The 22,120-nt window shown below is 51.3% G+C and carries 21 protein-coding genes; 8 read left to right on the top strand and 13 right to left on the bottom strand.

The features are described from left to right. Nucleotides 1-6: 6 nt before the first annotated feature. Together VRC33_RS12600 and dsbB are read right to left on the bottom strand one after the other, a co-directional pair. Nucleotides 7-171, bottom strand: a complete 165-nt coding sequence (locus tag VRC33_RS12600; protein WP_338556305.1) for a hypothetical protein — start codon at nucleotides 169-171, stop codon at nucleotides 7-9. Nucleotides 172-336: 165 nt separating this feature from the next. Then, the gene (gene dsbB / locus VRC33_RS12595) at nucleotides 337-867 is read right to left on the bottom strand and encodes a disulfide bond formation protein DsbB (RefSeq protein WP_338556303.1); all 531 of its coding nucleotides are present in this window, start codon (nucleotides 865-867) and stop codon (nucleotides 337-339) included. Nucleotides 868-946: 79 nt separating this feature from the next. Between dsbB and VRC33_RS12590 the strand changes: the two genes are divergently transcribed. Both VRC33_RS12590 and fadR read left to right on the top strand, forming a co-directional pair. After that, nucleotides 947-1,141 carry a hypothetical protein gene (locus VRC33_RS12590; RefSeq protein ID WP_338556301.1) on the top strand — a complete coding sequence of 65 codons (195 nt, stop codon included), beginning with the start codon at nucleotides 947-949 and terminating at the stop codon, nucleotides 1,139-1,141. Beyond that, nucleotides 1,131-1,850: a fatty acid metabolism transcriptional regulator FadR gene (fadR, locus tag VRC33_RS12585; RefSeq protein WP_338556299.1), complete on the top strand. Its 720-nt coding sequence runs from the start codon at nucleotides 1,131-1,133 to the stop codon at nucleotides 1,848-1,850. Before VRC33_RS12590 ends, fadR begins: the two co-directional genes overlap by 11 nt. Nucleotides 1,851-1,905: 55 nt before the next feature. Here the strand turns inward: fadR and VRC33_RS12580 are convergent, their stop codons facing one another. Continuing rightward, nucleotides 1,906-3,441, bottom strand: a complete 1,536-nt coding sequence (locus VRC33_RS12580) for a SpoVR family protein (RefSeq protein WP_338556297.1) — start codon at nucleotides 3,439-3,441, stop codon at nucleotides 1,906-1,908. 525 nt (nucleotides 3,442-3,966) lie between these two features. On the opposite strand from VRC33_RS12580, the gene VRC33_RS12575 reads away from it, so the two are divergent. Both VRC33_RS12575 and dadX read left to right on the top strand, forming a co-directional pair. Continuing rightward, nucleotides 3,967-5,262 carry a D-amino acid dehydrogenase gene (locus tag VRC33_RS12575; RefSeq protein ID WP_338556295.1) on the top strand — a complete coding sequence of 432 codons (1,296 nt, stop codon included), beginning with the start codon at nucleotides 3,967-3,969 and terminating at the stop codon, nucleotides 5,260-5,262. Nucleotides 5,263-5,291: 29 nt separating this feature from the next. Beyond that, a complete protein-coding gene (gene dadX / locus VRC33_RS12570; RefSeq protein ID WP_338556293.1) occupies nucleotides 5,292-6,362 on the top strand; it encodes a catabolic alanine racemase DadX in 1,071 nt (356 codons plus the stop codon). On the opposite strand, the gene VRC33_RS12565 is transcribed toward dadX, so the two are convergent. From VRC33_RS12565 to yeaG, 6 genes are all read right to left on the bottom strand, one after another. Continuing rightward, complete coding sequence (locus tag VRC33_RS12565; protein ID WP_338576722.1) at nucleotides 6,359-7,555, bottom strand: multidrug effflux MFS transporter; 1,197 nt, start codon at nucleotides 7,553-7,555, stop codon at nucleotides 6,359-6,361. The two genes, dadX and VRC33_RS12565, sit on opposite strands and share 4 nt — an antisense overlap. Nucleotides 7,556-7,689: 134 nt before the next feature. Further along, entirely contained in the window at nucleotides 7,690-9,156 is a 1,467-nt protein-coding gene (gene wbaP, locus VRC33_RS12560; protein ID WP_338556291.1) for an undecaprenyl-phosphate galactose phosphotransferase WbaP, read from the bottom strand. A 407-nt stretch (nucleotides 9,157-9,563) separates the two neighbouring features. Next, a complete protein-coding gene (locus VRC33_RS12555; RefSeq protein ID WP_338556290.1) occupies nucleotides 9,564-9,797 on the bottom strand; it encodes a DUF1480 family protein in 234 nt (77 codons plus the stop codon). Between the two features lie 114 nt (nucleotides 9,798-9,911). After that, a complete protein-coding gene (locus VRC33_RS12550) occupies nucleotides 9,912-11,639 on the bottom strand; it encodes a potassium/proton antiporter (RefSeq protein ID WP_338556288.1) in 1,728 nt (575 codons plus the stop codon). Nucleotides 11,640-11,930: 291 nt separating this feature from the next. Then, the gene (locus VRC33_RS12545) at nucleotides 11,931-13,211 is read right to left on the bottom strand and encodes a YeaH/YhbH family protein (RefSeq protein WP_338556286.1); all 1,281 of its coding nucleotides are present in this window, start codon (nucleotides 13,209-13,211) and stop codon (nucleotides 11,931-11,933) included. Between the two features lie 71 nt (nucleotides 13,212-13,282). Then, a complete protein-coding gene (gene yeaG, locus VRC33_RS12540) occupies nucleotides 13,283-15,217 on the bottom strand; it encodes a protein kinase YeaG (RefSeq protein ID WP_338556284.1) in 1,935 nt (644 codons plus the stop codon). Nucleotides 15,218-15,647: 430 nt separating this feature from the next. Between yeaG and VRC33_RS12535 the strand changes: the two genes are divergently transcribed. Together VRC33_RS12535 and VRC33_RS12530 are read left to right on the top strand one after the other, a co-directional pair. Beyond that, on the top strand, nucleotides 15,648-16,397 hold the full coding sequence (locus tag VRC33_RS12535) for a MipA/OmpV family protein (RefSeq protein WP_338556282.1): 750 nt from the start codon (nucleotides 15,648-15,650) through the stop codon (nucleotides 16,395-16,397). A gap of 79 nt (nucleotides 16,398-16,476) precedes the next feature. Further along, the gene (locus VRC33_RS12530; RefSeq protein WP_338556280.1) at nucleotides 16,477-17,328 is read left to right on the top strand and encodes an aldo/keto reductase; all 852 of its coding nucleotides are present in this window, start codon (nucleotides 16,477-16,479) and stop codon (nucleotides 17,326-17,328) included. A gap of 33 nt (nucleotides 17,329-17,361) precedes the next feature. On the opposite strand, the gene VRC33_RS12525 is transcribed toward VRC33_RS12530, so the two are convergent. Both VRC33_RS12525 and gapA read right to left on the bottom strand, forming a co-directional pair. After that, complete coding sequence (locus VRC33_RS12525) at nucleotides 17,362-18,237, bottom strand: D-hexose-6-phosphate mutarotase (RefSeq protein WP_338556278.1); 876 nt, start codon at nucleotides 18,235-18,237, stop codon at nucleotides 17,362-17,364. 66 nt (nucleotides 18,238-18,303) lie between these two features. Next, a complete protein-coding gene (gene gapA, locus VRC33_RS12520) occupies nucleotides 18,304-19,299 on the bottom strand; it encodes a glyceraldehyde-3-phosphate dehydrogenase (protein WP_338556276.1) in 996 nt (331 codons plus the stop codon). Nucleotides 19,300-19,640: 341 nt separating this feature from the next. Here gapA and msrB point away from each other — a divergent pair, with 341 nt between their 5' ends. Both msrB and VRC33_RS12510 read left to right on the top strand, forming a co-directional pair. Beyond that, nucleotides 19,641-20,051, top strand: a complete 411-nt coding sequence (gene msrB / locus VRC33_RS12515) for a peptide-methionine (R)-S-oxide reductase MsrB (protein ID WP_338556274.1) — start codon at nucleotides 19,641-19,643, stop codon at nucleotides 20,049-20,051. Between the two features lie 5 nt (nucleotides 20,052-20,056). Then, on the top strand, nucleotides 20,057-20,335 hold the full coding sequence (locus VRC33_RS12510) for a DUF1315 family protein (protein ID WP_338556272.1): 279 nt from the start codon (nucleotides 20,057-20,059) through the stop codon (nucleotides 20,333-20,335). A gap of 93 nt (nucleotides 20,336-20,428) precedes the next feature. Here the strand turns inward: VRC33_RS12510 and pncA are convergent, their stop codons facing one another. Then, on the bottom strand, nucleotides 20,429-21,043 hold the full coding sequence (pncA, locus tag VRC33_RS12505; RefSeq protein ID WP_338564287.1) for a bifunctional nicotinamidase/pyrazinamidase: 615 nt from the start codon (nucleotides 21,041-21,043) through the stop codon (nucleotides 20,429-20,431). A gap of 9 nt (nucleotides 21,044-21,052) precedes the next feature. Continuing rightward, nucleotides 21,053-22,072 (bottom strand): asparaginase, encoded by a 1,020-nt coding sequence (gene ansA / locus VRC33_RS12500; RefSeq protein ID WP_338556270.1) that lies wholly within the window; start codon nucleotides 22,070-22,072, stop codon nucleotides 21,053-21,055. Nucleotides 22,073-22,120 lie beyond the last annotated feature (48 nt).

Below are 22,120 nucleotides of genomic sequence, written 5' to 3'. Positions count from 1 at the left end.
CGGCTATCAGGCTTGAGGTTGCCCTACCGGGCCACTTCCACCTGGTGCGCCAGGGGGTTGTTGACCGCTGGGCGGTGCAGGTGGTGGAGAATGCGTGTCATCACGCGGAGCACAGCCAGAAAGGATAGCGGCAGAAAACGTCAGTGCCAGCACAAATGCGATCTGTTTCATAACACTCCCTTGAGTTTTATTGCGTGTTTTCAGCTTAGTAGCGCAATCTTGTTCCTTCCACTAAATTTCTCCCCTGCATGAATTCCAGCCGAAAAAAAACTGCACCTTACGCCATTACTGTTCCGGCGCTAACGTGCAGTTTACGGGGTTGCCCTGCAGTAATGATTAACGTGAGAACAAATCACGCCGCTTAGGTTTGAAGGGTTGAGCAATCAACACCAGCACCGCCACCACTAAAAACGCGGCAAAAATGCCCACCAGCCACTGTGGCATTCCCAGCGTCAGGAAAGACCACTGCTTTTCAGCACAATCCCCCGATGCGACAAACACAGAGGGCAGCCATTTGTTCAGCGGCAGCCAGGCAGGAAAGCGTGCAGCAAAGTCACAGGTCACAAAGGGATTGGGATGCAGTTGGATCATGGTATGTTCCCAGGAGAGCCGCAGGCCTTCCCAGGCGCTGTAGATCCAGAGCAGGATCGCGACCCAGCGCAGCGGGGTTTTAGGGGCAATGGCACCCACAATACCGGCACCCATGATGCCGAACAGCGCGCAACGTTCATAGATGCACATTACGCAGGGTTTCAGCATCATGACGTGCTGGAAATAGAGCGCAACCATTTCCAGCGCAAAAGCAGTAAAAGCCATTAACAGCCAGGCACCCCGGCCGCGGGAACAGCTATTCAGATATCGCAACATAATCATTCCATGTGATGGGCGTCACCCGGCAGTGTAAACTAAAAGCCTCTTCGTGCCAGCCACACTCAGAGAAAATATAATGCTGAAAGTGACTTATGAGCCCATCAGGGCAGCAGGACGGCACGATCGGGCCGGACCAACATTTTTGGGAATTTTGCGGGATCAACGCCGTTTTAACCCCGGCCTGATCTATGTCATCCTGCGGGCATCTGGTATGATGAGCTCAATATTTGCAGTCCTGAACGCAATGGAAACAATTCGCTATGGTCATTAAGGCGCAGAGCCCAGCGGGTTTCGCTGAAGAGTATATTATTGAAAGCATCTGGAACAGTCGCTTCCCTCCCGGGTCGATTTTGCCAGCAGAACGTGAGCTTTCAGAATTAATTGGTGTCACCCGCACTACCTTACGTGAAGTCCTTCAGCGTCTCGCCCGCGACGGCTGGCTGACCATCCAGCACGGTAAACCCACTAAAGTTAATAATTTCTGGGAAACGTCTGGCCTGAGTATTCTGGAAACGCTGGCACGGTTAGATCACGACAGTGTGCCCCAGCTGGTTGATAACCTGCTCTCCGTACGCACCAATATCTCCTCCATCTTTATCCGACGTGCTATCCGCACTTATCCGGAAAAAGCTACCGAAGTGCTGTTAACAGCGCAGAACGTAGAGGATAAGGCTGAGGCCTATACCGACCTCGACTACAATATTTTCCGTGGGCTGGCTTTTGCCTCCGGCAACCCTATTTATGGTCTGATCCTCAATGGCCTGAAAGGGCTATATACCCGGGTAGGAAGACACTATTTCTCTAATCCGGAAGCGCGGCAACTCGCCCGCGACTTCTATCAGCAATTGTTAACTATCTGTCAGAATCAGCAGTTCGATGCAATCGTTGACACGGTTCGCGATTATGGCAGACGCAGTGGCGAGATCTGGCACGGGATGCAGAACAGCATGCCGACGGATTTGCCCCCGCAACGCCGCTGAGTGTCATGCATAAAAAAGCCGGTTCATTTGGAACCGGCTTTTTTTTAACCAAAAACTACAGTGTGGAAGGACGTGGAGGACAGCGATCCAGCAGTTCTGTACTGCCGTCTTCATTCTGTTGCTCAAGATGCACATCAAAACCCCACAGGCGATGCACATGCTTCAGCACCTCCCGGCGGCTTTTATCCAGCGGTGCACGGCTGTGAGGGACATAACGCAAGGTCAGTGAACGGTCGCCCCGCAGATCAACATCATAAACCTGGATGTTGGGCTCAAGATTGCTCAGGTTATATTGAGCGGAAAGCTGCTGGCGAATGGCACGGTATCCAGCCTCATCGTGGATGGCGGCAATCTCGAGAAAGTTATTACGATCGTCATCCATCACGGTAAACAAACGGAAATCACGCATGACTTTTGGTGAAAGGAACTGGCTGATAAAGCTTTCATCTTTAAATTCACGCATCGCGAAGTGCAATGTTTCCAGCCAGTCACTACCAGCAATATCCGGGAACCAGTAGCGATCTTCTTCTGTTGGCTCCTCACAAATCCTTTTAATATCCTGGAACATCGCAAAGCCCAGCGCATAAGGGTTGATGCCGTTATACCACTGACTGTTATAGGGCGGCTGGTAAACCACATTGGTGTGGCTGTGCAGAAACTCCAGCATAAAGCGCTCGGAAACTTTGCCCTCATCATAAAGGTGATTAAGAATGGTGTAATGCCAGAACGTTGCCCAGCCTTCATTCATTACCTGGGTCTGTTTCTGTGGATAGAAATACTGACTCACCTTCCGGACAATACGTAATATCTCGCGCTGCCATGACTCAAGCAGGGGAGCATTCTTTTCCATAAAGTAGAGCAGATTTTCCTGGGGTTCGGAGGGATAGCGCGCCGCTTCAGCCTGGGTTGATTCAATTTCACGCCGTGGCAAAGTGCGCCAAAGCATGTTTACCTGGCTTTGCAGATACTCCTCGCGGCTCTGCTGACGGGCTTTCTCTTCCTGCAGAGAGATCTTTTGTGGGCGTTTATAACGATCCACGCCGTAATTCATCAGCGCATGGCAGGAATCCAGTAGTTTCTCCACCTCTTCCAGGCCGTAACGCTCTTCACATTCAGAGATGTAGTTGCGGGCAAAAATAAGATAGTCAACGATCGAACTGGCATCTGTCCAGCTACGGAATAAATAGTTATTGCGAAAGAAAGAGTTATGACCGTAGCAGGCATGGGCGATAACCAGCGCCTGCATGGTAATGGTGTTCTCTTCCATCAGGTAGGCGATACAGGGATTGGAATTTATGACAATTTCATAGGCCAGACCCTGCTGGCCATGCTTATAACGTTGTTCGGTCTCAATGAATTTTTTACCGAATGACCAGTGGGCATAGTTGATGGGCATTCCTACGCTGGAGTAGGCGTCCATCATTTGCTCTGAGGTGATCACTTCGATCTGATGAGGGTAGGTTTCAAGCCGGTAGAGCCTGGCGACGCGGTCGATCTCTTTCAGATATACATCCAGCAGATCAAAGGTCCAGTCTGGTCCATCACTGAGTCGTTTGCTGTCCTTAATGGCATCATCGAAGATAGTCGTCATAGCGCACCCCTTTTTTAAAACCGGTTTTCGACGTTACTCCAGGTAGCGGCAAAACATCCGTTTTCATGTCGACCTGTTCCCGCGCGGTGAGCGCAGAGAGAGGTCTGGAATTAAAGCCAGTAACTCAATGATAGTTCACTCTCTCCGATCCCTGTGATGATTACAATGGAAATCTTCGGGAGAAAATAGAGCGGTGAGAGGAAAATAAATTTTACGTCGGGTGAAATGCGATAATTGATGTAAGTTGCAGAATTATATTCTGTATATAAGGGAAAGATATGAACGGATCACTTTCTGCTGGTAAAGGCATAAAATCCCCTGTTTGTAATTATTTGCTGCTTTTAACCGGGGTCCGGCAGTATTAAATTCCGAATATCTCCCACCATCGTCTTTTTATTACCCTTTATAGTAAAAAACATGTGAAATATGTCAGTGCAATGTTGCCTGTGGGTCACCAGTGGTTTAATCCGTGGCGATTGCAAAAAACCAGTTTATTCCTCTTTTTTAAAACGGTGGTGAGACGGTATGCGAGTTGTCATTCTGGGTAGTGGGGTAGTCGGCGTAGCCAGCGCCTGGTATCTTGCGCAGGCCGGGCATGAAGTCACGGTTATCGATCGTCAGCCTGGCGTCGCGCTGGAAACCAGTGCCGGGAATGCGGGGCAAATCTCTCCGGGTTATGCCGCGCCCTGGGCGGCGCCTGGTGTGCCCCTTAAGGCCATGAAGTGGATGTTTCAGCGCCATGCACCGCTGGCTATCCGGCCAGACGGCAGTCGTTTTCAACTGGAATGGATGTGGCAAATGCTGCGCAACTGCGATCTGCGGCATTATCAGGAAAACAAAAGCCGCATGGTGCGTATAGCGGAGTACAGCCGTGACTGCCTGAAAGAGCTACGCCATCAAACCGGTATTGCCTATGAAGGCCGCCAGGGCGGCACCCTGCAACTGTTCCGCACGGCGCAGCAGTTCGAAAGTGCCAGCAAAGATATCGCCGTCCTGAAAGAGGCCGGTGTGCCTTACGAATTACTGGAATCTTCTGAGCTTGCAAAGGCGGAGCCAGCCCTGGCCGCCACTCAGCATAAACTCACCGGTGGCCTGCGGTTACCCAATGATGAAACTGGCGACTGCCAGCTCTTTACCCAGCAGCTGGCCGAAATGGCCGTCAGCGCCGGGGTGACTTTCCGCTTCAATATGTCAGTGGATGCGCTGTTACAGGAAGGCAATCAGATTGCGGCAGTGAAGTGTGGCGCTGAACTGATCGCTGCGGATGCTTTCGTGGTGGCATTCGGGTCCTATTCGACCGGCTTACTGAAAGATGTTGTCAGCATTCCGGTCTATCCGCTCAAGGGCTATTCCCTGACTATCCCGATCAAAAATGCACAAGCCTCACCGCTCTCTACCGTGCTGGATGAGACTTATAAAGTGGCAATAACCCGCTTTGACGATCGCATCCGGGTAGGGGGAATGGCTGAGATTGTCGGCTACAACACCAAATTACTGCCTGCCCGCCGGAAAACGCTGGAAATGGTGGTCAGCGATCTCTATCCGGAAGGGGGCCATATTGAGCAGGCGACCTTCTGGACGGGGCTGCGCCCGATGACGCCAGATGGCACGCCGATAGTGGGACGTACCCCGCTGAAGAATCTTTATCTTAATACTGGTCACGGAACGCTCGGTTGGACCATGGCCTGCGGTTCGGGGCAGCTTCTTTCTGATATTATCTCCGGACGGAGCCCTGCAATTGCCGCTGATGATCTGTCCGTAATGCGCTATCTGCCGGGATTTTATCCAAACCCCGGCCAGACGCTACACGCTGCCCGCTGATCTTCCCGATTTGAGAACCAGGAGAAGTTATGTCTCGTCCGATTGTCGCCACCCTCGACACCAGCGCGTTGCGACATAACCTGGCGGTCGCCCGCCAGGCTGCACCTCATTCCCGCCTGTGGTCAGTGGTGAAAGCCAATGCCTATGGTCACGGTATCGACCGTATCTGGCAAAGTTTTGCTGAAACAGATGGTTTCGCGCTACTCAATCTCGAGGAGGCGATTCTGCTGCGTGAACGCGGCTGGAAGAAACCCATTCTGCTGCTGGAAGGCTTTTTCCATGCCGACGAGCTGGAGATTCTGGATCGTTATCGTCTGACCACCAGCGTGCACAGCAACTGGCAAATTCAGGCGCTGGCCCGGGCTGAACTTTCCGCTCCACTTGATATCTACGTGAAAATGAACAGCGGCATGAACCGTCTGGGCTTTCAGCCAGAGCAGGTTCAGCAAGCCTGGCGAAAACTGCGCACGTTGAAGAACGTGGGTGAAATGACGCTGATGGCGCATTTCGCCGAGGCAGAAACCAGTGAGGGTATTGTCGAACCGTTAAAACGCATTGAACAGGCGGCAGAAGGGCTGGATTGTCCGCGTTCGCTGGCAAACTCTGCGGCCACGTTGTGGCATCCGCAAACGCATCATGACTGGGTGCGTCCGGGAATTATCCTTTACGGGGCATCGCCCAGCGGACAGTGGCAGGATATCGCCAGCTGTGGCCTGAAACCGGCAATGACGCTGAGCAGTGAAATAATCGGCATCCAGACCTTAAAAGCGGGCGATGGCGTAGGATATGGCGCCCGTTACCGTGCAGCCGGTGAGCAGCGAATCGGCGTGATAGCCTGTGGCTATGCCGATGGCTACCCGCGGCATGCACCCACCGGCACACCAGTCTGGATAGAGGGCGTCAGAACGCAGGTTGTTGGGGCGGTATCAATGGATATGATTACCATTGATTTGACGCCTTGCCACCAGGCCGGCATCGGCAGCAAGGTGGAGTTGTGGGGAAATAATGTCAAAATTGATGAGGTGGCGCAGGCTGCCGGCACCGTGGGTTATGAGCTGATGTGCGCGCTCGCCCCGCGGGTACCGGTGAAGGTTATTTAGCTTTTCAGCGCGGTCAGCGTACCGCGCACTTTCTTACTGCACATCCACGCCAGCGCCGCCAGGACAGAGCCGATAATCATCATCACGCTCAGCGCCAGCTTCTCGTTCACCGGCAGAGCCATAGCCAGTAATCCGGCTGAAGAGCCGCCCGCCATCTGAATAAATCCAGCCAGAGCCGAAGCGACGCCGGCCTGCTGCTGATAAGGCTCCAGCGCATAGCTGGTGGCGGGGCCGACGGTAAAGGCCAGTCCGGCAACTGAGATAGCGACCGGGAACATATAGAGCGCCCAACTGGTTTGCATCTCTGCCGGGAAGATGGCCATCCCTGCCAGCATCGTCAAAGCGCCCACAGCCATTGCCAGACTGCCAAATGCCAGGCAAATTGGCCGGCCCAGCTTACGGATCATTTTATTCACCAGCACGCTGACCAGCATAATCCAGAAACCGTTAGCGCCGAAAGCAATGGAGAACTGCAGGGCAGAGAGTTTGCCTTCGGTCATCAGCACCTGGGGAGCCAGTGAGACATAAGTCAGCACCATTCCCATAGCTCCCGCATTGGCAAAAGCAAAGGCCAGAAAGCGGGGTTCACGCAGGATCCTGGCGTACTGAGCCACCGGGAGTCCTTTCACCGCCAGCGTTCCTACGGGACGGGTTTCCGGCAGGAAGCGCAAAATCATCAGGCCAATCACCAGCGCATAGCTTGTCAGGAACCAGAAGGGCGCGCGCCAGCCAAAAGCATCGGCCAGGAAGCCGCCAAGCATCGGAGCCAGCGCCGGAACAATATTCAAAGCACCGTTCAGGAAGCCATAAGCCCGGGCCGCTTCATCACCTTCAAGACGATCCCTGACGCCGCTGAAGGCCACAACAGCGGTACAGCAAACCGCACAACCCTGAACAATTCGCGCGCTGAGGAATTGTGGCCAGCCGGTGGCCGTAGCCGCAAGAATGCTGCCCAACAGATAAAGCAGGATCCCGGCTATAGCCACAGGTTTACGGCCAAAGTTATCAACCAGCGGGCCCGCCACGATCTGTCCCAGGCCCATCACCAGTAAAAACAGGGGAATGGTGGTCTGAATAGTGGTGACTGGCGTGTCAAGACCCAGCGCGATGTCAGGAAGGGTAGGCAAATAAAGGTCGATGCCCAGGGGGGCCAGGAGCACAAGACTGAGTAAAAGCAGGGTGAATTTTTGCATCGTGCGTAGCGGCATCCATATAAAAGCAAGCCGCACAGGTTAGTGACAACTGCAGAAAAAGAAAAGAGGAACTTTCAGCGGTGAAGTGAGAGTCATTCTGGCTTCTGGCAAAAATGACTCCCACATTTCACACTTTAATAAGCACCATCGCGGCGGAACACGACGCCGGCGGTTTTAAACAGAATAGCGATATCGGTCCACAACGCCCAGTTTTTCACATACCAGGAATCGAAATAAACGCGGGTATCGTAGTCAATATCATTACGGCCACTGACCTGCCACAATCCGGTCATGCCGGGTTTAGCCATCAGGTAGTAATCAACATCACCGGCATAACGTTCCAGCTCAGCTTCAATAACCGGACGAGGGCCGACCAGACTCATCTCACCGCGGATAACATTCCACAGCTGGGGTAACTCGTCCAGGCTGGATTTACGCAGGAAGGCGCCAATTTTAGTGATGCGGGGATCGTTCTTTAATTTAAAGTCTTTATCCCATTCCATTCTCGCCTCCTCACTGGTGGCCAAAAGCTCCTCCAGCACCTCTTTTGAGTTGGTGACCATCGAGCGGAACTTCAGGCATTTAAATTTCTTCCCTTCATGGCCCACGCGTTCATGGCCATAAATTTTATTGCCGCCATCACGTCCCACCATCCAGCAAATCACGCCGAAGGCAGGTGCCAGCAGAAGTAACAGCATCGAGGCAACAACAATATCAAAGGTGCGTTTCAAAAAGCGTGAAGAACGCTTGGCCAGATTATTGCTGACCCGAAGAATCATCACCTCGTGACTGAAGATAAAGGACATATCCGTACCGTAAAGCGGCACGCCACGAAGGGTAGGAACAACGGAGACGGAACGGCACTTCTTCTTCGACAAAAGCTTGAGCCATTTATCACGCATACCCTGCTGTTCATATTCCATTGCCACAATGAACTGGGTATTTTCCAGGTCTACGGTATCCCAGACGATATCCTTTGAAGTGATAACGGGCACCCCATTCAGACTCTCTGCGCCGGTATGTCCGTTTGAAGCCACAAAGGCAGTGACTTCATAGCCCAGCAGCTCTTCACTTTGCAGCGCAGCATAGGCTTCGCGGGCATTCTTGCCAGAACCGATGATGATGGTCTGTTTCTGCCACTGTCCCGCTTTGAGGATGGCGTGCTTAACGCTGGATCGCAGAAGGGGCACCAGAATCAGCGCGTAGGTCCAGGTGAAACACCAGAGCAGGCGGGAGAAATCCCATTTTGAAAAGGCAATAAGTGCCAGATCAAGAAGCGAGAATATGACCAGCGTTTTGATGATCTCTTTTAATTCAAACCAGAATGGTTTTCGGTATGTGTAATGACGCAAACGCATCCAGAACCAGGCAGTACAAACCAGCGACATAACGAATTGAGCAATAAAGCGGACCTTCACTTCCTGGGGCGGAATAAATATATCCAGGTTACCCCAAATACCCTGCACGGTTGCTGCAGATAAAAACAAGGCCAGGTTAATAGAGATTAAATCCGAAAGACTGAGTGTGACTTTGGCAATAATGTTTTTTCGGGTGCCGCTGAATGCCCGGCGACGATCGTTCAGTACCAGAGTACTAGCCATAATGCCTGCTCTCTTTTCATTAAGAATCAATGGCCTGACGGGGATCAAGCTCGCGTTCAGGATTGGCGCTATTAACGCTGTTTCCTACAGCATCAATAAATTATTCTTGATAGCTCGCAAAGGACAGAATAAAGACGGAAAAGAAACTTTTATTATTGGGTATACCAGGCTGTTTCATCACGAAGCAGTACAGGGAGTATGCAGCAGTTATTTAGGTTAGTTAATACGGTAAATTCCTAAAAGTGCGTAAAGAATGAACAGCACAAAAGCATTAAACAGGAGGGGGTAACGAAGCGGGGAAATTTAGCTAAACCCGGACTGTGTGACGGTTTAATAACAATTGAAAGGAAGTTTAAAGAGGGATTCACCGTTACGTTAATCCGTAACGGTGAAGGAGACAAAAAGAGTCAGGCGGGTTTTTTCAGTATCCAACGATCCTGCTGTTTGTCATAATGCCCGATGGCGAGAGTGACAGGTTCGCCATCAATCCATGCGGGAACGCTGGTTTCACTGTCCCACCCGTCAAGCTGGTAGCTCAGATCGGGATTAGTGTTGCAAGGAATGCTCAGGGTATCAAAATCCTCAGCATCCAGTTCAGCATCGATGATCTCATAGCGACCGATCTTAACGATATGACCCATATTTTTCTCCCTTCAGGATGGATACGAACTTTAAGCGTAGTCGTTATCTGTCGGAGATCGAGCCAGTTTAGCCAGGAATAGTCCTTGTCTTAACCGGTACGTCTCAAAGCCGGATTATTCTTTCTCTTCCGCAACGCGCACCCCAATCTTCACTATCTCATTGGCTTCTTTTTCGGCCACGGTCCAGATCATGTTTTTCCATTCAACCTGATCGCCTACCACCGGGGCGCCGCCAATCATACCTGCCACCAGATGCCCCAGCGTTTGCTGAACATTGGTTTCAGCATCGAGATCGATGCCGTAAATTTCAGAAACATCATTCAGGCGGGCATCCGCTTGCAGAATAAAGTCGCCAAAGAAACGCTGGTCCAGGGAGACAGGAGGCGACTGGCTGAACAATTTCCCCAGCGCCGGTAAATCTTTTTCGCGGCCAATGATACAGAGTACGTCGCCTTCTCTCAGCCGGGTGTTACCCGTCGGATGGAGCAACAGATTATGGCGGAACACGGCTGCAATGCGCGTTTCTCTGGGGAGCTTAAGCTCGCGTAATGCCGCGCCCACACACCATTTATCAGCACCCAGTTGATAGACAAATTGCTCCCAGGGGTTTTCCGGATGGATATCCAGCCCTATACGGGATACCGGTGAGGCAGTAGGAGGAACAATCACTCTGGCTTTACGTGCCGCTAATCCCAGCGACGTCCCCTGAACCATCAGGGAAACCAGCACCACAAAGAAGGCGATATTAAAGAACAGGGAAGCGTGAGGTAAACCGGCCATCATCGGGAACACGGCAAGGATAATAGGCAGCGCACCCCGCAGACCCACCCAACTGATAAACATACGCTCGCGGAGGGTGAAGCTGCGGAAAGGCAGCAGGCCAATAAACACTGACAGCGGACGGGCAAAAAGGATTAGCCACAGCGACAAAAGCATGGCCGGTAACGCTATGCCCCAGAGATCGGCTGGATTGACCAGCAGCCCCAGCACCAGGAACATGCCAATCTGACTCAGCCACGCCATTCCATCAAAGGTCTGCAGAATGCCATGACGGTTGCGTATAGGCCGGTTACCCAGAACAAAGCCGCAGAGATAAACAGCAAGAATGCCGCTGCCTTCAAGTGCCGTGGTCAGCGCAAAAATCAGGATGCCGCCGCTGACGGCCAGAAGGGGATAAAGTCCACTGGCCAGCGAAACCCGGTTAATTAACTGCTGCAGTGCCCAGCCACCGCCAAGCCCCATAACGATCCCCAGACCAAACTGCTGGATAAGATGGACAAGGAACATCCAGCTAAGCCCGGTTTGCCCCATCTGAATCATCTCAATCAGCGTAATGGTCAGGAACACAGCCATAGGGTCGTTGCTGCCTGATTCAATTTCCAGGGTGGCGCTGACGCGCTCGTTCAATCCTTTGCCGCCCAGCAGTGAGAAAACCGCAGCGGCATCGGTTGAACCAATAATGGCCCCGACCAGAAAACCGTCAATCATATCCAGATTAAATAACCAGGCTGCAGCCATGCCGGTCAGACCGGCGGTAATCAATACGCCAACGGTAGCCAGCGACAGGGCTGGCCCCAGGGCGACTCTGAAGGAGCTGGCCTGAGTGCGCATTCCGCCATCCAGCAGAATCACTGCCAGTGCAAGATTACTGATCAGATAGGCAGCGGGATAGTTATCAAAAGCGATCCCACCAATCCCATCAATGCCCGCCAGCATTCCCAACGCCAGGAAAATGACCAGAATCGGGATGCCAAGCTTTGAAGAGAAGGAACTCAGCAAAATGCTTGAAGCAACCAGCACGGAACCGATGATAAACAGACTGTAAATTGCGCTGGCTTCCAATGGGGCGTTCTCCTGTGTCAGAAAAGACTGCTTTAACAGTGTGTTGTAAAGACACCGTCATTGTCAAAATATTGACATACTTCATCGTGCCAATATGAGAGTTAATATTAATAATACATAATAACTCACAAAAGGCGCATCCAAATGGCGCTGAGTGCGCATGAAACAGGGGTTATTTGCGGGATTGAGTGTAAATATCGACGAAAGGGGGCATTTTAACAGAATTCAGGGCGCAAAACAGGCGGGAAAGCCAGTAAGAAATTTTACTGGCTTGCAGAGGCAGGCGGATGTTCAGTAGCTTTCTTCCACCTGTTTGTGGAACAACTCGCGGAAGACCGGATAAATATCTTCTGGTTCCCGAATATGCTGTATAGCGAAATTATCAAAAATCGCCTGCAGATGTTCATACTCTCGCCACAGAGTCTGATGTGCACGCCGGGTGATTTCGATATAGCTGTAATACCTGACCACCGGCAAAATGTTCTTCGCGAGGATCTCATGACATAAAGGTGAATCATCCGCCCAGTTGTCTCCATCCGACGCCTGAGCTGCATAGATATTCCATTGAGTCGGGTCATAGCGCTCTTTAACAACTTCATCCATCAACTTAAGCGCGCTGGAAACGATGGTTCCCCCGGTTTCCTGAGAGTAGAAGAACTCCTGCTCGTCAACTTCCTTGGCCTGCGTATGGTGACGGATATAGACCACATCAACATTCTTGTAAGTCCGGCTAAGGAACAGATAAAGCAGGATATAGAACCTTTTAGCCATATCCTTGGTCGCCTGGTCCATAGAACCTGACACGTCCATCAGGCAGAACATTACCGCCTGACTGGACGGCTCAGGACGTTTCTCAAAGTTTTTATAACGCAGATCGAAAGTGTCGATAAAGGGTACCCGCTTGATCCGCGCTCTCAACTCGGCAATTTCTTTACGCAGGTGCTCCTCTTTCAGGAGTTGAGCCGGTTCCGCTTTTTCAATCTCCTCAAGAGTGGCTTCCAGTTCGCCCAGCCTTCGACGTTTACCCGCAGTCATCGCCGTACGACGGGCAAGGGAGTTTTGTAGCGAACGGACAACACTAATGTTTGCCGGCACCCCGTTAGAGGTATATCCCGCGCGATGGACTTTGTATTCATTAAGCTGGCGATGCTGATTTTTCTTGAGATTTGGCAGTGCTAAATCCTCGAAAAGCAGGTCCAGATACTCATCTTTAGAGATGTTAAAGACAAATTCATCCGATCCTTCACCATCCTGGCTGGCATTACCCTGGCCACTGCCGCCACCGCCGCCACCGCCCTGAGGACGTTCAACGCGGTCGTTTTGTACGAAATGGTCATTACCTGGGTGAACGCGATGGCGCTGGCCGCCGCGACCCTGATGGAAAATGGGTTCATTGATATCATCAATTGGAATAGAAACGGACTCGCCGCTTTCAACGTCTGTTACCGAACGCTTGTTGATGGCCTCGGAGATCGACTGTTTGATTTGCGACTTATAACGGCGCAAGAAACGCTGGCGATTCACCGCGCTCTTGTTTTTGCCGTTAAGACGTCGATCGATAAAGTAGGCCATAACTCCCCCAAACAACGTTGCAAGCTGGGGCGGGTTTCCCCGCCCCTTGAAATGGACTTATGAGGCAACTATCAGGACGATTTTCTGACTCGCAGATACCATTCGCACAGCAGGCGAACCTGTTTACGGGTATACCCTTTCTCCATCATACGGTCGACAAAATCATCGTGTTTCTTCTGTTCATCCGTGGACGTTTTGGCATTAAACGAAATGACCGGCAGCAGCTCCTCGGTATTCGAGAACATTTTCTTCTCAATCACAGTACGCAGCTTCTCATAGCTGGTCCAGTTTGGATTGCGACCGCTGTTGTGAGCCCGTGCACGCAATACGAAGTTAACGATTTCGTTACGGAAATCCTTGGGATTGCTGATGCCCGCTGGCTTCTCAATTTTCTCCAGTTCCGCATTCAGCGATTCACGGTCAAAGAGCTGACCGGTATCAGGGTCACGGTACTCCTGATCCTGAATCCAGAAGTCGGCATAAGTGACATAACGGTCAAAAATGTTCTGACCATACTCTGAGTACGATTCCAGATAGGCTGTCTGAATCTCTTTGCCGATGAACTCAGCATATTTAGGAATCAGATACCCTTTGAGATGTTCCAGATGCTTCTCTGCCAGATCCTGTGGGAACTGTTCCCGCTCAATTTGCTGTTCAAGGACATAGAACAGATGGACCGGGTTAGCGGCCACCTCAGCATGGTCAAAGTTGAACACGCGAGAGAGAATTTTAAACGCGAATCGGGTGGAAAGGCCGTTCATCCCCTCATCCACACCGGCATAATCACGATATTCCTGATAAGACTTGGCTTTAGGATCGGTATCTTTCAGGCTTTCACCATCATAGACACGCATTTTGGAGTAGGTGCTGGAGTTCTCAGGCTCTTTCAGACGCGAGAGAATAGAGAAACGGGCCAGGGTTTCCAGCGTGCCAGGTGCACAAGGGGCGTGCGTCAGTTCGCTGTGATCCAGCAGTTTGTTGTAGATTTTAATCTCTTCCGATACGCGCAGGCAGTAGGGCACCTTGACGATATAAACACGGTCAAGGAACGCTTCGTTGTTTTTATTGTTACGGAAAGTCACCCACTCTGATTCATTGGAGTGCGCCAGGATAATCCCGTTGAACGGCAGGGCAGAAATCCCCTCGGTGCCGTTATAGTTACCTTCCTGAGTCGCAGTGAGCAGGGGATGCAGCACTTTAATCGGCGCTTTAAACATCTCCACGAATTCCATCATCCCCTGGTTTGCGCGGCAAAGCGCACCAGAATAACCATAGGCATCAGGATCGTTCTGTGCGTGATTTTCCAGCTTACGGATATCCACTTTACCAACCAGTGCGGAGATATCCTGGTTGTTTTCATCACCCGGTTCCGTTTTAGCAATCGCCAGCTGATCCAGAATGGAAGGCCAGACTTTGACAACTTTGAAGCGGGAGATATCGCCCCCAAAATCATGAAGTCGTTTGGCAGCCCAGGGTGACATGATGGTGCCCAGATAGCGGCGGGGTACACCGTACTCTTTTTCAAGAATATTGGCATCTTCCTGAGGATTGAACAGGCAGAGAGGGTGGTCGTTAACCGGGCTACGCTCACCATCAGCACTCAGAACATAAATAGGAACGCGCTGCATTAACGATTTGAGGCGCTCGGCCAGTGATGATTTACCGCCCCCTACAGGCCCCAACAGATAGAGTATTTGCTTCTTCTCTTCCAGGCCCTGAGCGGCATGTTTCAGGTAAGAAACAATCTGTTCAATGGCTTCCTCCATACCGTAAAATTCTTCAAAGGCTGGATAGCGCGCGACGACACGATTAGAGAACAGTCGGGAAAGGCGTGGCTCAAGAGCAGTGTCGACCATTATTGGATCGCCAATAGCCATTAATAGTCTTTCTGCCGCGTTGGCGTATGCACTGCGATCTTGCCGACAAACGGTAAGAAACTCCTGCAGTGTGAACTCTTCGTCCTTGGCAGCTTCATAACGCTGACGATAGTGATCGAATATATTCATAGCGATGCCCGTCCTTTCGTTTTTAGCACAGGAACCAGGAGCCTAATAGTGGTCAGCCCCTGAAGGAACTTAACTGAGTACAGCAACCCTTATGCCAACCTGATGTTTCTGTATCGGAATACACAAAACTTATGGGTGCTCTGCTCGACAAATTTAGCGACTTTCATTAAAGCGTAGTTGGCATTTAAGAAATTTCCTGACCCTCCCTCTGTTTTCAATGAGATTTCAATAACAAAGTCACAACTCAGCTAAGTGATGACCATGAGTGATGCGGGCTGGCCGAAATTTGTAAATAAGCCAGATTGATGGGCGGCCGGTTAGCCAGCCTTAAATTGATTCTACGTGCTACAAAGGATGTAAACTTTTTAACCCACGGTGACTCTGCTGTAGACTAGCCACCTGATTGTTATATTTATGGAATGAATAAATTGTGAACTGTTTCAAACTTACCGCGCTTGCTGTGCTTTTGCCTTGTAGTTTTGCTGCCACCGTTGCTCAGGCTAACCCTTTAACTCTGGGCGCTTCGGTTATCTACAGTCAAAGCCCTTATAAAGGCGGGGAAGGCCGTTATTATCCTTTCCCGATTGTTAATTATGAGGGTGACAGCTTTTATGTTCGCAGCCTTACAGCAGGCTACTATTTGTGGAAAGATCCTCAGAATCAACTCTCACTGACTGTCCTTGGTTCGCCTCAGAACTTTGATCCGGATGACACTAAAGACAAGCGCCTGAAAGCGCTGGATAAGCGTCATATGACCATGATGGGTGGCCTCAGCTATCGTCATACGGCAGACTGGGGGATCGTCCGTACCGTGCTGGCGGGTGACATGCTGGATAACAGCGATGGCTTTATCTGGGATCTCACCTATCTTTATCGCTTCCAGCTTGGCGATCTGAGCCTGACGCCGGGTATCGGTGCGATGTACAGCAGCGATAATCAGAATGACTACTACTACGGTGTTTCCAAAAGCGAATCACGCCGCAGCGGGCTGGGTAGTTATGAAGCGGACGGAAGCTGGAACCCTTATCTGGAGCTGACTGCCGCTTATGCCATTAATCAGAGCTGGAATGCGACCCTCTCTGGACGTTACACCCGTCTCAGCAGTGAAGTAAAGGACAGCCCGATGGTGGATAACAACTCTCAGGTTACGATCTGGACCGGAATCAGCTACACCTTCTGACCCGACGGTTATGCACTGGACAAGGGCGCTTTGCGCCCTTTTGCATGATTACAGGGCTCCAAAACAGTGCGAGGTCTTCATGTCAAAAACAATAAAATTTTCCGACAATATCACTCTGCCAGCGATAGGTCAGGGCACCTGGTATATGGGCGAAAATGCCGGCCTGCGCAAACAGGAAGTGGAGGCACTTCAGTCAGGCCTGGATCAGGGCCTGAAGCTGATTGACACTGCCGAGATGTATGCCGAAGGCGGTGCTGAAGAAGTCGTGGGCGAAGCTCTGCTGGGAAGAAGGGAGAGTGCCTGGCTGGTTTCCAAAGTTTATCCATGGAATGCTGGATCGCCAGATGCCATTGCAGCCTGTGAACGAAGTTTACGTCGCCTGAGAACTGATTACCTGGATCTTTATCTGCTGCACTGGCGTGGAAATGTCCCCCTGGAAGAGACGATTCGGGCAATGGAAACTCTGAGGCGTGACGGCAAGATCAGGCAGTGGGGCGTATCCAATTTTGACAGTGAAGATTTGATGGAGTTGCTGTCTGAAGAGGGCGGTAATGCCTGTGCGGCAAACCAGGTTCTTTATCATCTTGCTTCCCGGGGAATTGAATACGATCTCCTGCCAGATTGTCAGCAACGACACATCCCTGTTATGGCATATTGCCCGCTGGCACAGGCAGGCCGGCTTCGTCGTGACTTAATGGAACACCCGGTTTTAAGAAAAATTGCACAGCAAAAGGGCATCACCGTGGCCCAGCTTCTGCTGGCCTGGGTTATTCGCGAAGAGGGCGTAATCGCCATCCCCAAAGCCAGCTCTGTTCAGCATGTGACGGAGAATGCCGCTGCACTGGAAGTGGTGCTGAGCAGTGAGGAACGGGCGATGATTAACCAGTCCTTCCCGCCGCCGACTGAAAAAGTGGCGCTGGATGTGGTCTGAAATACAGGGGCAATGGTCAACGCCCCTCTGAGGTTAATTCTTTCTGATCCGAAGAGTAGTCGCCAGGCGGGAAGGCGATTCGCCTGCGCTGATCATCGGGGATGAAATATGCGCTGTTTCCACACAGACCATCGTTTTATACCCTTCGTTAGCCATATCTCCCATGCTGCAGGAGAGTTCTGGACCCGGATTCCAGGTGACAACGTCACTATGATGGTGATGATAAACTTCAATCGTCCGTTTGCCCGACTTATCATGAATGATGCTGCAATCTTCTGGCTGCGTATAAATACGATCGATACGGTCTGGATAAGTTTGCTTACCAGAGTCAGAGTGGCCCTCCACCCCCTTGTTCACTTTATCGATAAAACGGCTCCCCAACCCACTGACTTCCACGTCTGAGATGTCTTCTACGCAGAAATAGCTGTGCAGGGCGGCAGTAGACTCAAAGTCACCATGCGCTTCCAGTTCGATTTCGCAACGGTCTGCAAAACGGAAACGGGCAAACAAGGTGAAGTCATGGGGCCACAACTTTTTGGTCTGCTCATTGCTTTCCAGCACCAGCGTCAGCATTACGCTTTCGTCATTCTCATCGTGCGCTGACAGCGTCCAGGGGAGGCTACGGGCAAATCCATGTGCCGGTTCACCAGCAGGCCCGAACCAGGGCCAGCAGATGGGAACTCCGCCACGAATCGCTTTACCCGGTGCCCAGGCTGTTTTTTCACTCAGCCAGATAACCGGTTGCTCTCCGGCGGGTTGCCATGCAATCAGGTGAGCACCCTGCAACGTCACTGCTGCCCGGACTTTCGGATGCACAATCACCACCACCGGAAGATCGCCTGTTTTGCGCTGAGAGATATACGGGGTGAGCTGAGCAATCACGGGTAAAGAAAATATTTTTTCGTTCATAATATGACCTGTGTTCAAGCGAAAAAAAGGGCGACCTAAGTCGCCCTCATCATTCGTTCACGCCGCTTATTTTGCGATGTGAGCAATCAGGTCCAGGACCTTGTTGGAGTAACCAGTTTCGTTATCGTACCAGGAAACCAGTTTCACAAAAGTGTCGCTCAGTGCGATACCGGCTTTGGCATCGAAGATTGAAGTCAGAGTTTCGCCGTTGAAATCGGTAGAAACCACTTCGTCTTCGGTGTAACCCAGAACGCCTTTCATTTCGCCTTCAGCAGCAGCCTTGATTGCCGCACAAATTTCTTTGTAAGAAGCAGGCTTAGCCAGACGTGCAGTCAGGTCAACCACGGAAACGTTAGGGGTAGGAACGCGGAACGCCATACCAGTCAGTTTACCGTTCAGCTCAGGGATAACTTTACCTACTGCTTTAGCAGCGCCGGTAGAAGAAGGGATGATGTTCTGAGATGCGCCGCGGCCGCCGCGCCAGTCTTTGTGAGACGGGCCATCAACGGTTTTCTGAGTAGCGGTAGTGGCGTGCACAGTGGTCATCAGCGCTTCAACGATACCGAACTGGTCGTTGATCACTTTAGCCAGTGGTGCCAGGCAGTTAGTGGTGCAGGAAGCGTTAGAAACGATATCCTGGCCAGCGTAAGACTTGTGGTTAACGCCCATCACGAACATTGGGGTGTCATCTTTCGATGGACCGGTCAGAACGACTTTCTTCGCGCCAGCCTGAATGTGTTTACGAGCGGTTTCGTCGGTCAGGAAGATACCGGTTGCTTCAGCAACCACATCAACACCGATTTCGCCCCATTTCAGGTTTGCCGGATCTCTTTCAGCGGTAACACGGATGGTTTTGCCGTTAACAACCAGATGGCCGTCTTTAACTTCTACGGTGCCGTCGAAGCGACCATGAGTAGAGTCATATTTCAGCATGTAAGCCATGTACTCTGCGTCCAGCAGATCGTTGATAGCAACGATTTCTACATCAGAACGCTGCTGAGCAGCACGGAAAACGATGCGACCGATACGGCCAAAACCGTTGATACCTACTTTGATAGTCATATATTCCACCAGCTGTTGTTAGTGAATAAAAGGTTGGCTGTAAAATTACAAAAACCTTACCAGGCGTCAAGCGGAATCGCTTCAATAGTTGCGGCAAATCAATCCAAACAGCAGGAATTATTCACCCAAAAGCCTCATCCGGAAGCGCCACTCAACCTTGATCTTGGGTCACCTTGCCCGAATATAAAGGGGTGACGAAATCAAAGGGTGATCTGAGTCACATTTTCATCTTCAGATCACTTTCAGACTTCGCCTGAGACGAAAAAATCCCCTGTCGTTGTTAAGTATTTGTTAGAATACTAGCCGATATTTTTAGAATCACACTGCCAGAGAACAGCAAAATGGCCAAAGAACCGAACGAATTTACCCCAGAAAGCGACATGAGCGAGATGCAGCGGTATGTTACGCAACAGCGTGGCACCGAACCGCCATTCTCAGGCAAACTCCTGCACAACAAAGGCGAAGGAATCTATCGCTGCCTGGTGTGCAATTCTGCGCTATTTTTATCGGAAACAAAATATGACTCCGGTTGCGGATGGCCGAGTTTTTATCAGCCTTATCAGGAAGATGCCATTCGCTATATTGAAGATGAGTCACACGGCATGCAGCGCATTGAAATCCGCTGCGGCAACTGCGATGCGCATCTTGGTCATGTTTTCCCTGATGGCCCGCAGCCCACGGGTGAGCGGTACTGTGTTAACTCTGCCTCGTTAAACTTCGCAGACGACGAAGGCAACAACATTAAGGGATAGTCGTTATGGAGCTTGATGAGATGATCGCTTCCATGACCCCTGAAGTCTATCAGCGCCTTGTGACGGCGGTTGAAACCGGGAAGTGGGGTGACGGTGTGGCGTTAACCGCTGAGCAGAAAGAGAACAGCCTGCAACTGGTGATGCTCTGGCAGGCCCGTCACAATGATAATCCCCAGCACATGAGTGTGGGCAAGGGGGGCGAAATGGTCATGAAAAGCAAACGCCAACTGAAGGAAGAATTTGGCATCAGTGATGACAGCGTCACACGCATCAAACTGCAATAAATTATTCCTGCAGGAATAATATTATCTGAGGGGCCCTGTCAGGCCCCCGATCTTATCTGGACTTGTTATCAAGTTGAGTCATTCAGTATCCGCTCAGAGAATGACAGCCCCACGGGCGGCCATTTCACTCAAAGCCCGATCCGCATCTCCTGGCGAAAGATTTACTGCCCTGCAACCGGCAGTAATAACCGTTACGGTGTAGCCCAGCGCCAGCGCATCCAGAACGGTATACTTCACGCAATAATCGGTAGCCAGCCCCATCACCGTCAGCGCCGTAATATTGCTGGCTTTCAGCACCGCATCAAGAGCGGTTTTATTGCGATGGCCGTTATCAAAAAATCCACTGTAACTGTCCATCTGCGGGTTTTGCCCCTTGCAAATCCGCTCCGTGATGAAACTTTGTTCAAGCAGCGGGTGGAGTGCGGCGCCATGACTGTGCTGAATACAATGATCGGGCCACCAGACCTGCGGCAATCCGGCCAGTTCCCCTTCAGTCCACGGAGAGTGACCGGCTACGGTGGCAAAGCTGCCATGATCGGCAGGATGCCAGTCCAGCGTGGCAATCACAGGCTGATGCCGTTGAGTAAATTCGGCAGCATACTGGTTAGCAATGGCGATAACCTCATCACCCTTATGCACCGCCAGTGCGCCCCCGGCACAAAAGTCATTTTGTAGATCAACCAGCAGCAATGCCTGTTGAGTTGCCATCATCGGTTATCACTTCTCATCAGGGGTCAGTTCACCGCGCAGGTTAACCTGCATCAGCCGTCTCACTTCATCACTGGACAGATCCTGACTGAGCAGAAAATGCAGCTTAGTCAGGGTAGCTTCTACCGTAAGATCGTATCCGCTGATGACTCCGGCAAGGGCCAGCGCATTGCCGGTGGCATAGCCGCCCATATTCACTTTGCCGGACATACACTGAGTCAGATTTATTACCACAATCCCCCGGGCTGAGGCCTCTTTCAGCTCCCTGAGAAACGCCGGGTTTTGCGGGGCATTGCCCACGCCATATGAACGCAGAATTAAAGCTTTTACCGGCTGAAGCAGGAAGTTACTGACCACATCAGCAGAGATGCCAGGATAGATCGTTACCACACCCACAGGCTGTGGCGTGATGGGATGGACGATTAACTCACCCTGACCACCGGGTGCGGGTGGCGTATTCAGGCGACGTATATGAATGCCAGCTTCAAGCAGCGGGGCCAGATTAGGCGAAGCAAATGCATTGAAGCCGTCAGCGTGTGCCTTGGTGGTACGGTTACCGCGATAAAGCGTGTTGTTAAAGAACAACGCCACTTCGTTAATGGGGTAATTTGCCGCTACGAACAACGCATTTAAGAGATTCTGCTGTCCATCGGAGCGTAATTGCTCAAGCGGGATTTGTGACCCTGTCACAATTACCGGCTTAGCCAGGTTCTCCAGCATAAAGGAGAGCGCCGAAGCGGTAAACGCCATGGTATCCGTACCGTGCAGGATAACAAAGCCATCATACTGGTCATAATTCTGGCGGATATCATCCGCAATCGATTGCCAGTCCAGCGGCGTCATATCTGAAGAGTCGATCAGCGGCTGGTATTCATGAATAGTAAAATCGGGCATTTCGGCACGATGAAACTCTGGCATGTTAGCCAGCTGTTGCTGCAGATGCCCGGAAACAGGAATAAATCCCTGGTCGGAACGCTGCATGCCAATGGTACCGCCCGTATAGGCAACGTAGATGGATTTCTTTTGCATGAACTCACTCAGGCTTGCCAAAAAGGCGAAGTATAAGGTTAAAAAGGG

This window comes from Erwinia sp. E_sp_B01_1 (assembly GCF_036865545.1).
Classification (GTDB): domain Bacteria; phylum Pseudomonadota; class Gammaproteobacteria; order Enterobacterales; family Enterobacteriaceae; genus Erwinia.
The sequence above is the reverse complement of the archived record's forward strand: the minus strand, read 5'-3'. Positions and strand labels throughout refer to the sequence as shown.

Bases quoted from the DNA above. Each gene is read 5' to 3' on its own strand.
- dsbB (WP_338556303.1), bottom strand. From the start codon at position 867: ATGTTGCGATATCTGAATAGCTGTTCCCGCGGCCGGGGTGCCTGGCTG.
- VRC33_RS12600 (WP_338556305.1), bottom strand. From the start codon at position 171: ATGAAACAGATCGCATTTGTGCTGGCACTGACGTTTTCTGCCGCTATC.
- fadR (WP_338556299.1), top strand. From the start codon at position 1,131: ATGGTCATTAAGGCGCAGAGCCCAGCGGGTTTCGCTGAAGAGTATATT.
- VRC33_RS12590 (WP_338556301.1), top strand. From the start codon at position 947: ATGCTGAAAGTGACTTATGAGCCCATCAGGGCAGCAGGACGGCACGAT.
- VRC33_RS12575 (WP_338556295.1), top strand. From the start codon at position 3,967: ATGCGAGTTGTCATTCTGGGTAGTGGGGTAGTCGGCGTAGCCAGCGCC.
- pncA (WP_338564287.1), bottom strand. From the start codon at position 21,043: ATGGCAACTCAACAGGCATTGCTGCTGGTTGATCTACAAAATGACTTT.
- ansA (WP_338556270.1), bottom strand. From the start codon at position 22,072: ATGCAAAAGAAATCCATCTACGTTGCCTATACGGGCGGTACCATTGGC.
- msrB (WP_338556274.1), top strand. From the start codon at position 19,641: ATGGCCAAAGAACCGAACGAATTTACCCCAGAAAGCGACATGAGCGAG.
- VRC33_RS12555 (WP_338556290.1), bottom strand. From the start codon at position 9,797: ATGGGTCATATCGTTAAGATCGGTCGCTATGAGATCATCGATGCTGAA.
- VRC33_RS12545 (WP_338556286.1), bottom strand. From the start codon at position 13,211: ATGGCCTACTTTATCGATCGACGTCTTAACGGCAAAAACAAGAGCGCG.
- VRC33_RS12530 (WP_338556280.1), top strand. From the start codon at position 16,477: ATGTCAAAAACAATAAAATTTTCCGACAATATCACTCTGCCAGCGATA.
- wbaP (WP_338556291.1), bottom strand. From the start codon at position 9,156: ATGGCTAGTACTCTGGTACTGAACGATCGTCGCCGGGCATTCAGCGGC.
- gapA (WP_338556276.1), bottom strand. From the start codon at position 19,299: ATGACTATCAAAGTAGGTATCAACGGTTTTGGCCGTATCGGTCGCATC.
- dadX (WP_338556293.1), top strand. From the start codon at position 5,292: ATGTCTCGTCCGATTGTCGCCACCCTCGACACCAGCGCGTTGCGACAT.
- VRC33_RS12565 (WP_338576722.1), bottom strand. From the start codon at position 7,555: ATGCAAAAATTCACCCTGCTTTTACTCAGTCTTGTGCTCCTGGCCCCC.
- yeaG (WP_338556284.1), bottom strand. From the start codon at position 15,217: ATGAATATATTCGATCACTATCGTCAGCGTTATGAAGCTGCCAAGGAC.
- VRC33_RS12525 (WP_338556278.1), bottom strand. From the start codon at position 18,237: ATGAACGAAAAAATATTTTCTTTACCCGTGATTGCTCAGCTCACCCCG.
- VRC33_RS12580 (WP_338556297.1), bottom strand. From the start codon at position 3,441: ATGACGACTATCTTCGATGATGCCATTAAGGACAGCAAACGACTCAGT.
- VRC33_RS12510 (WP_338556272.1), top strand. From the start codon at position 20,057: ATGGAGCTTGATGAGATGATCGCTTCCATGACCCCTGAAGTCTATCAG.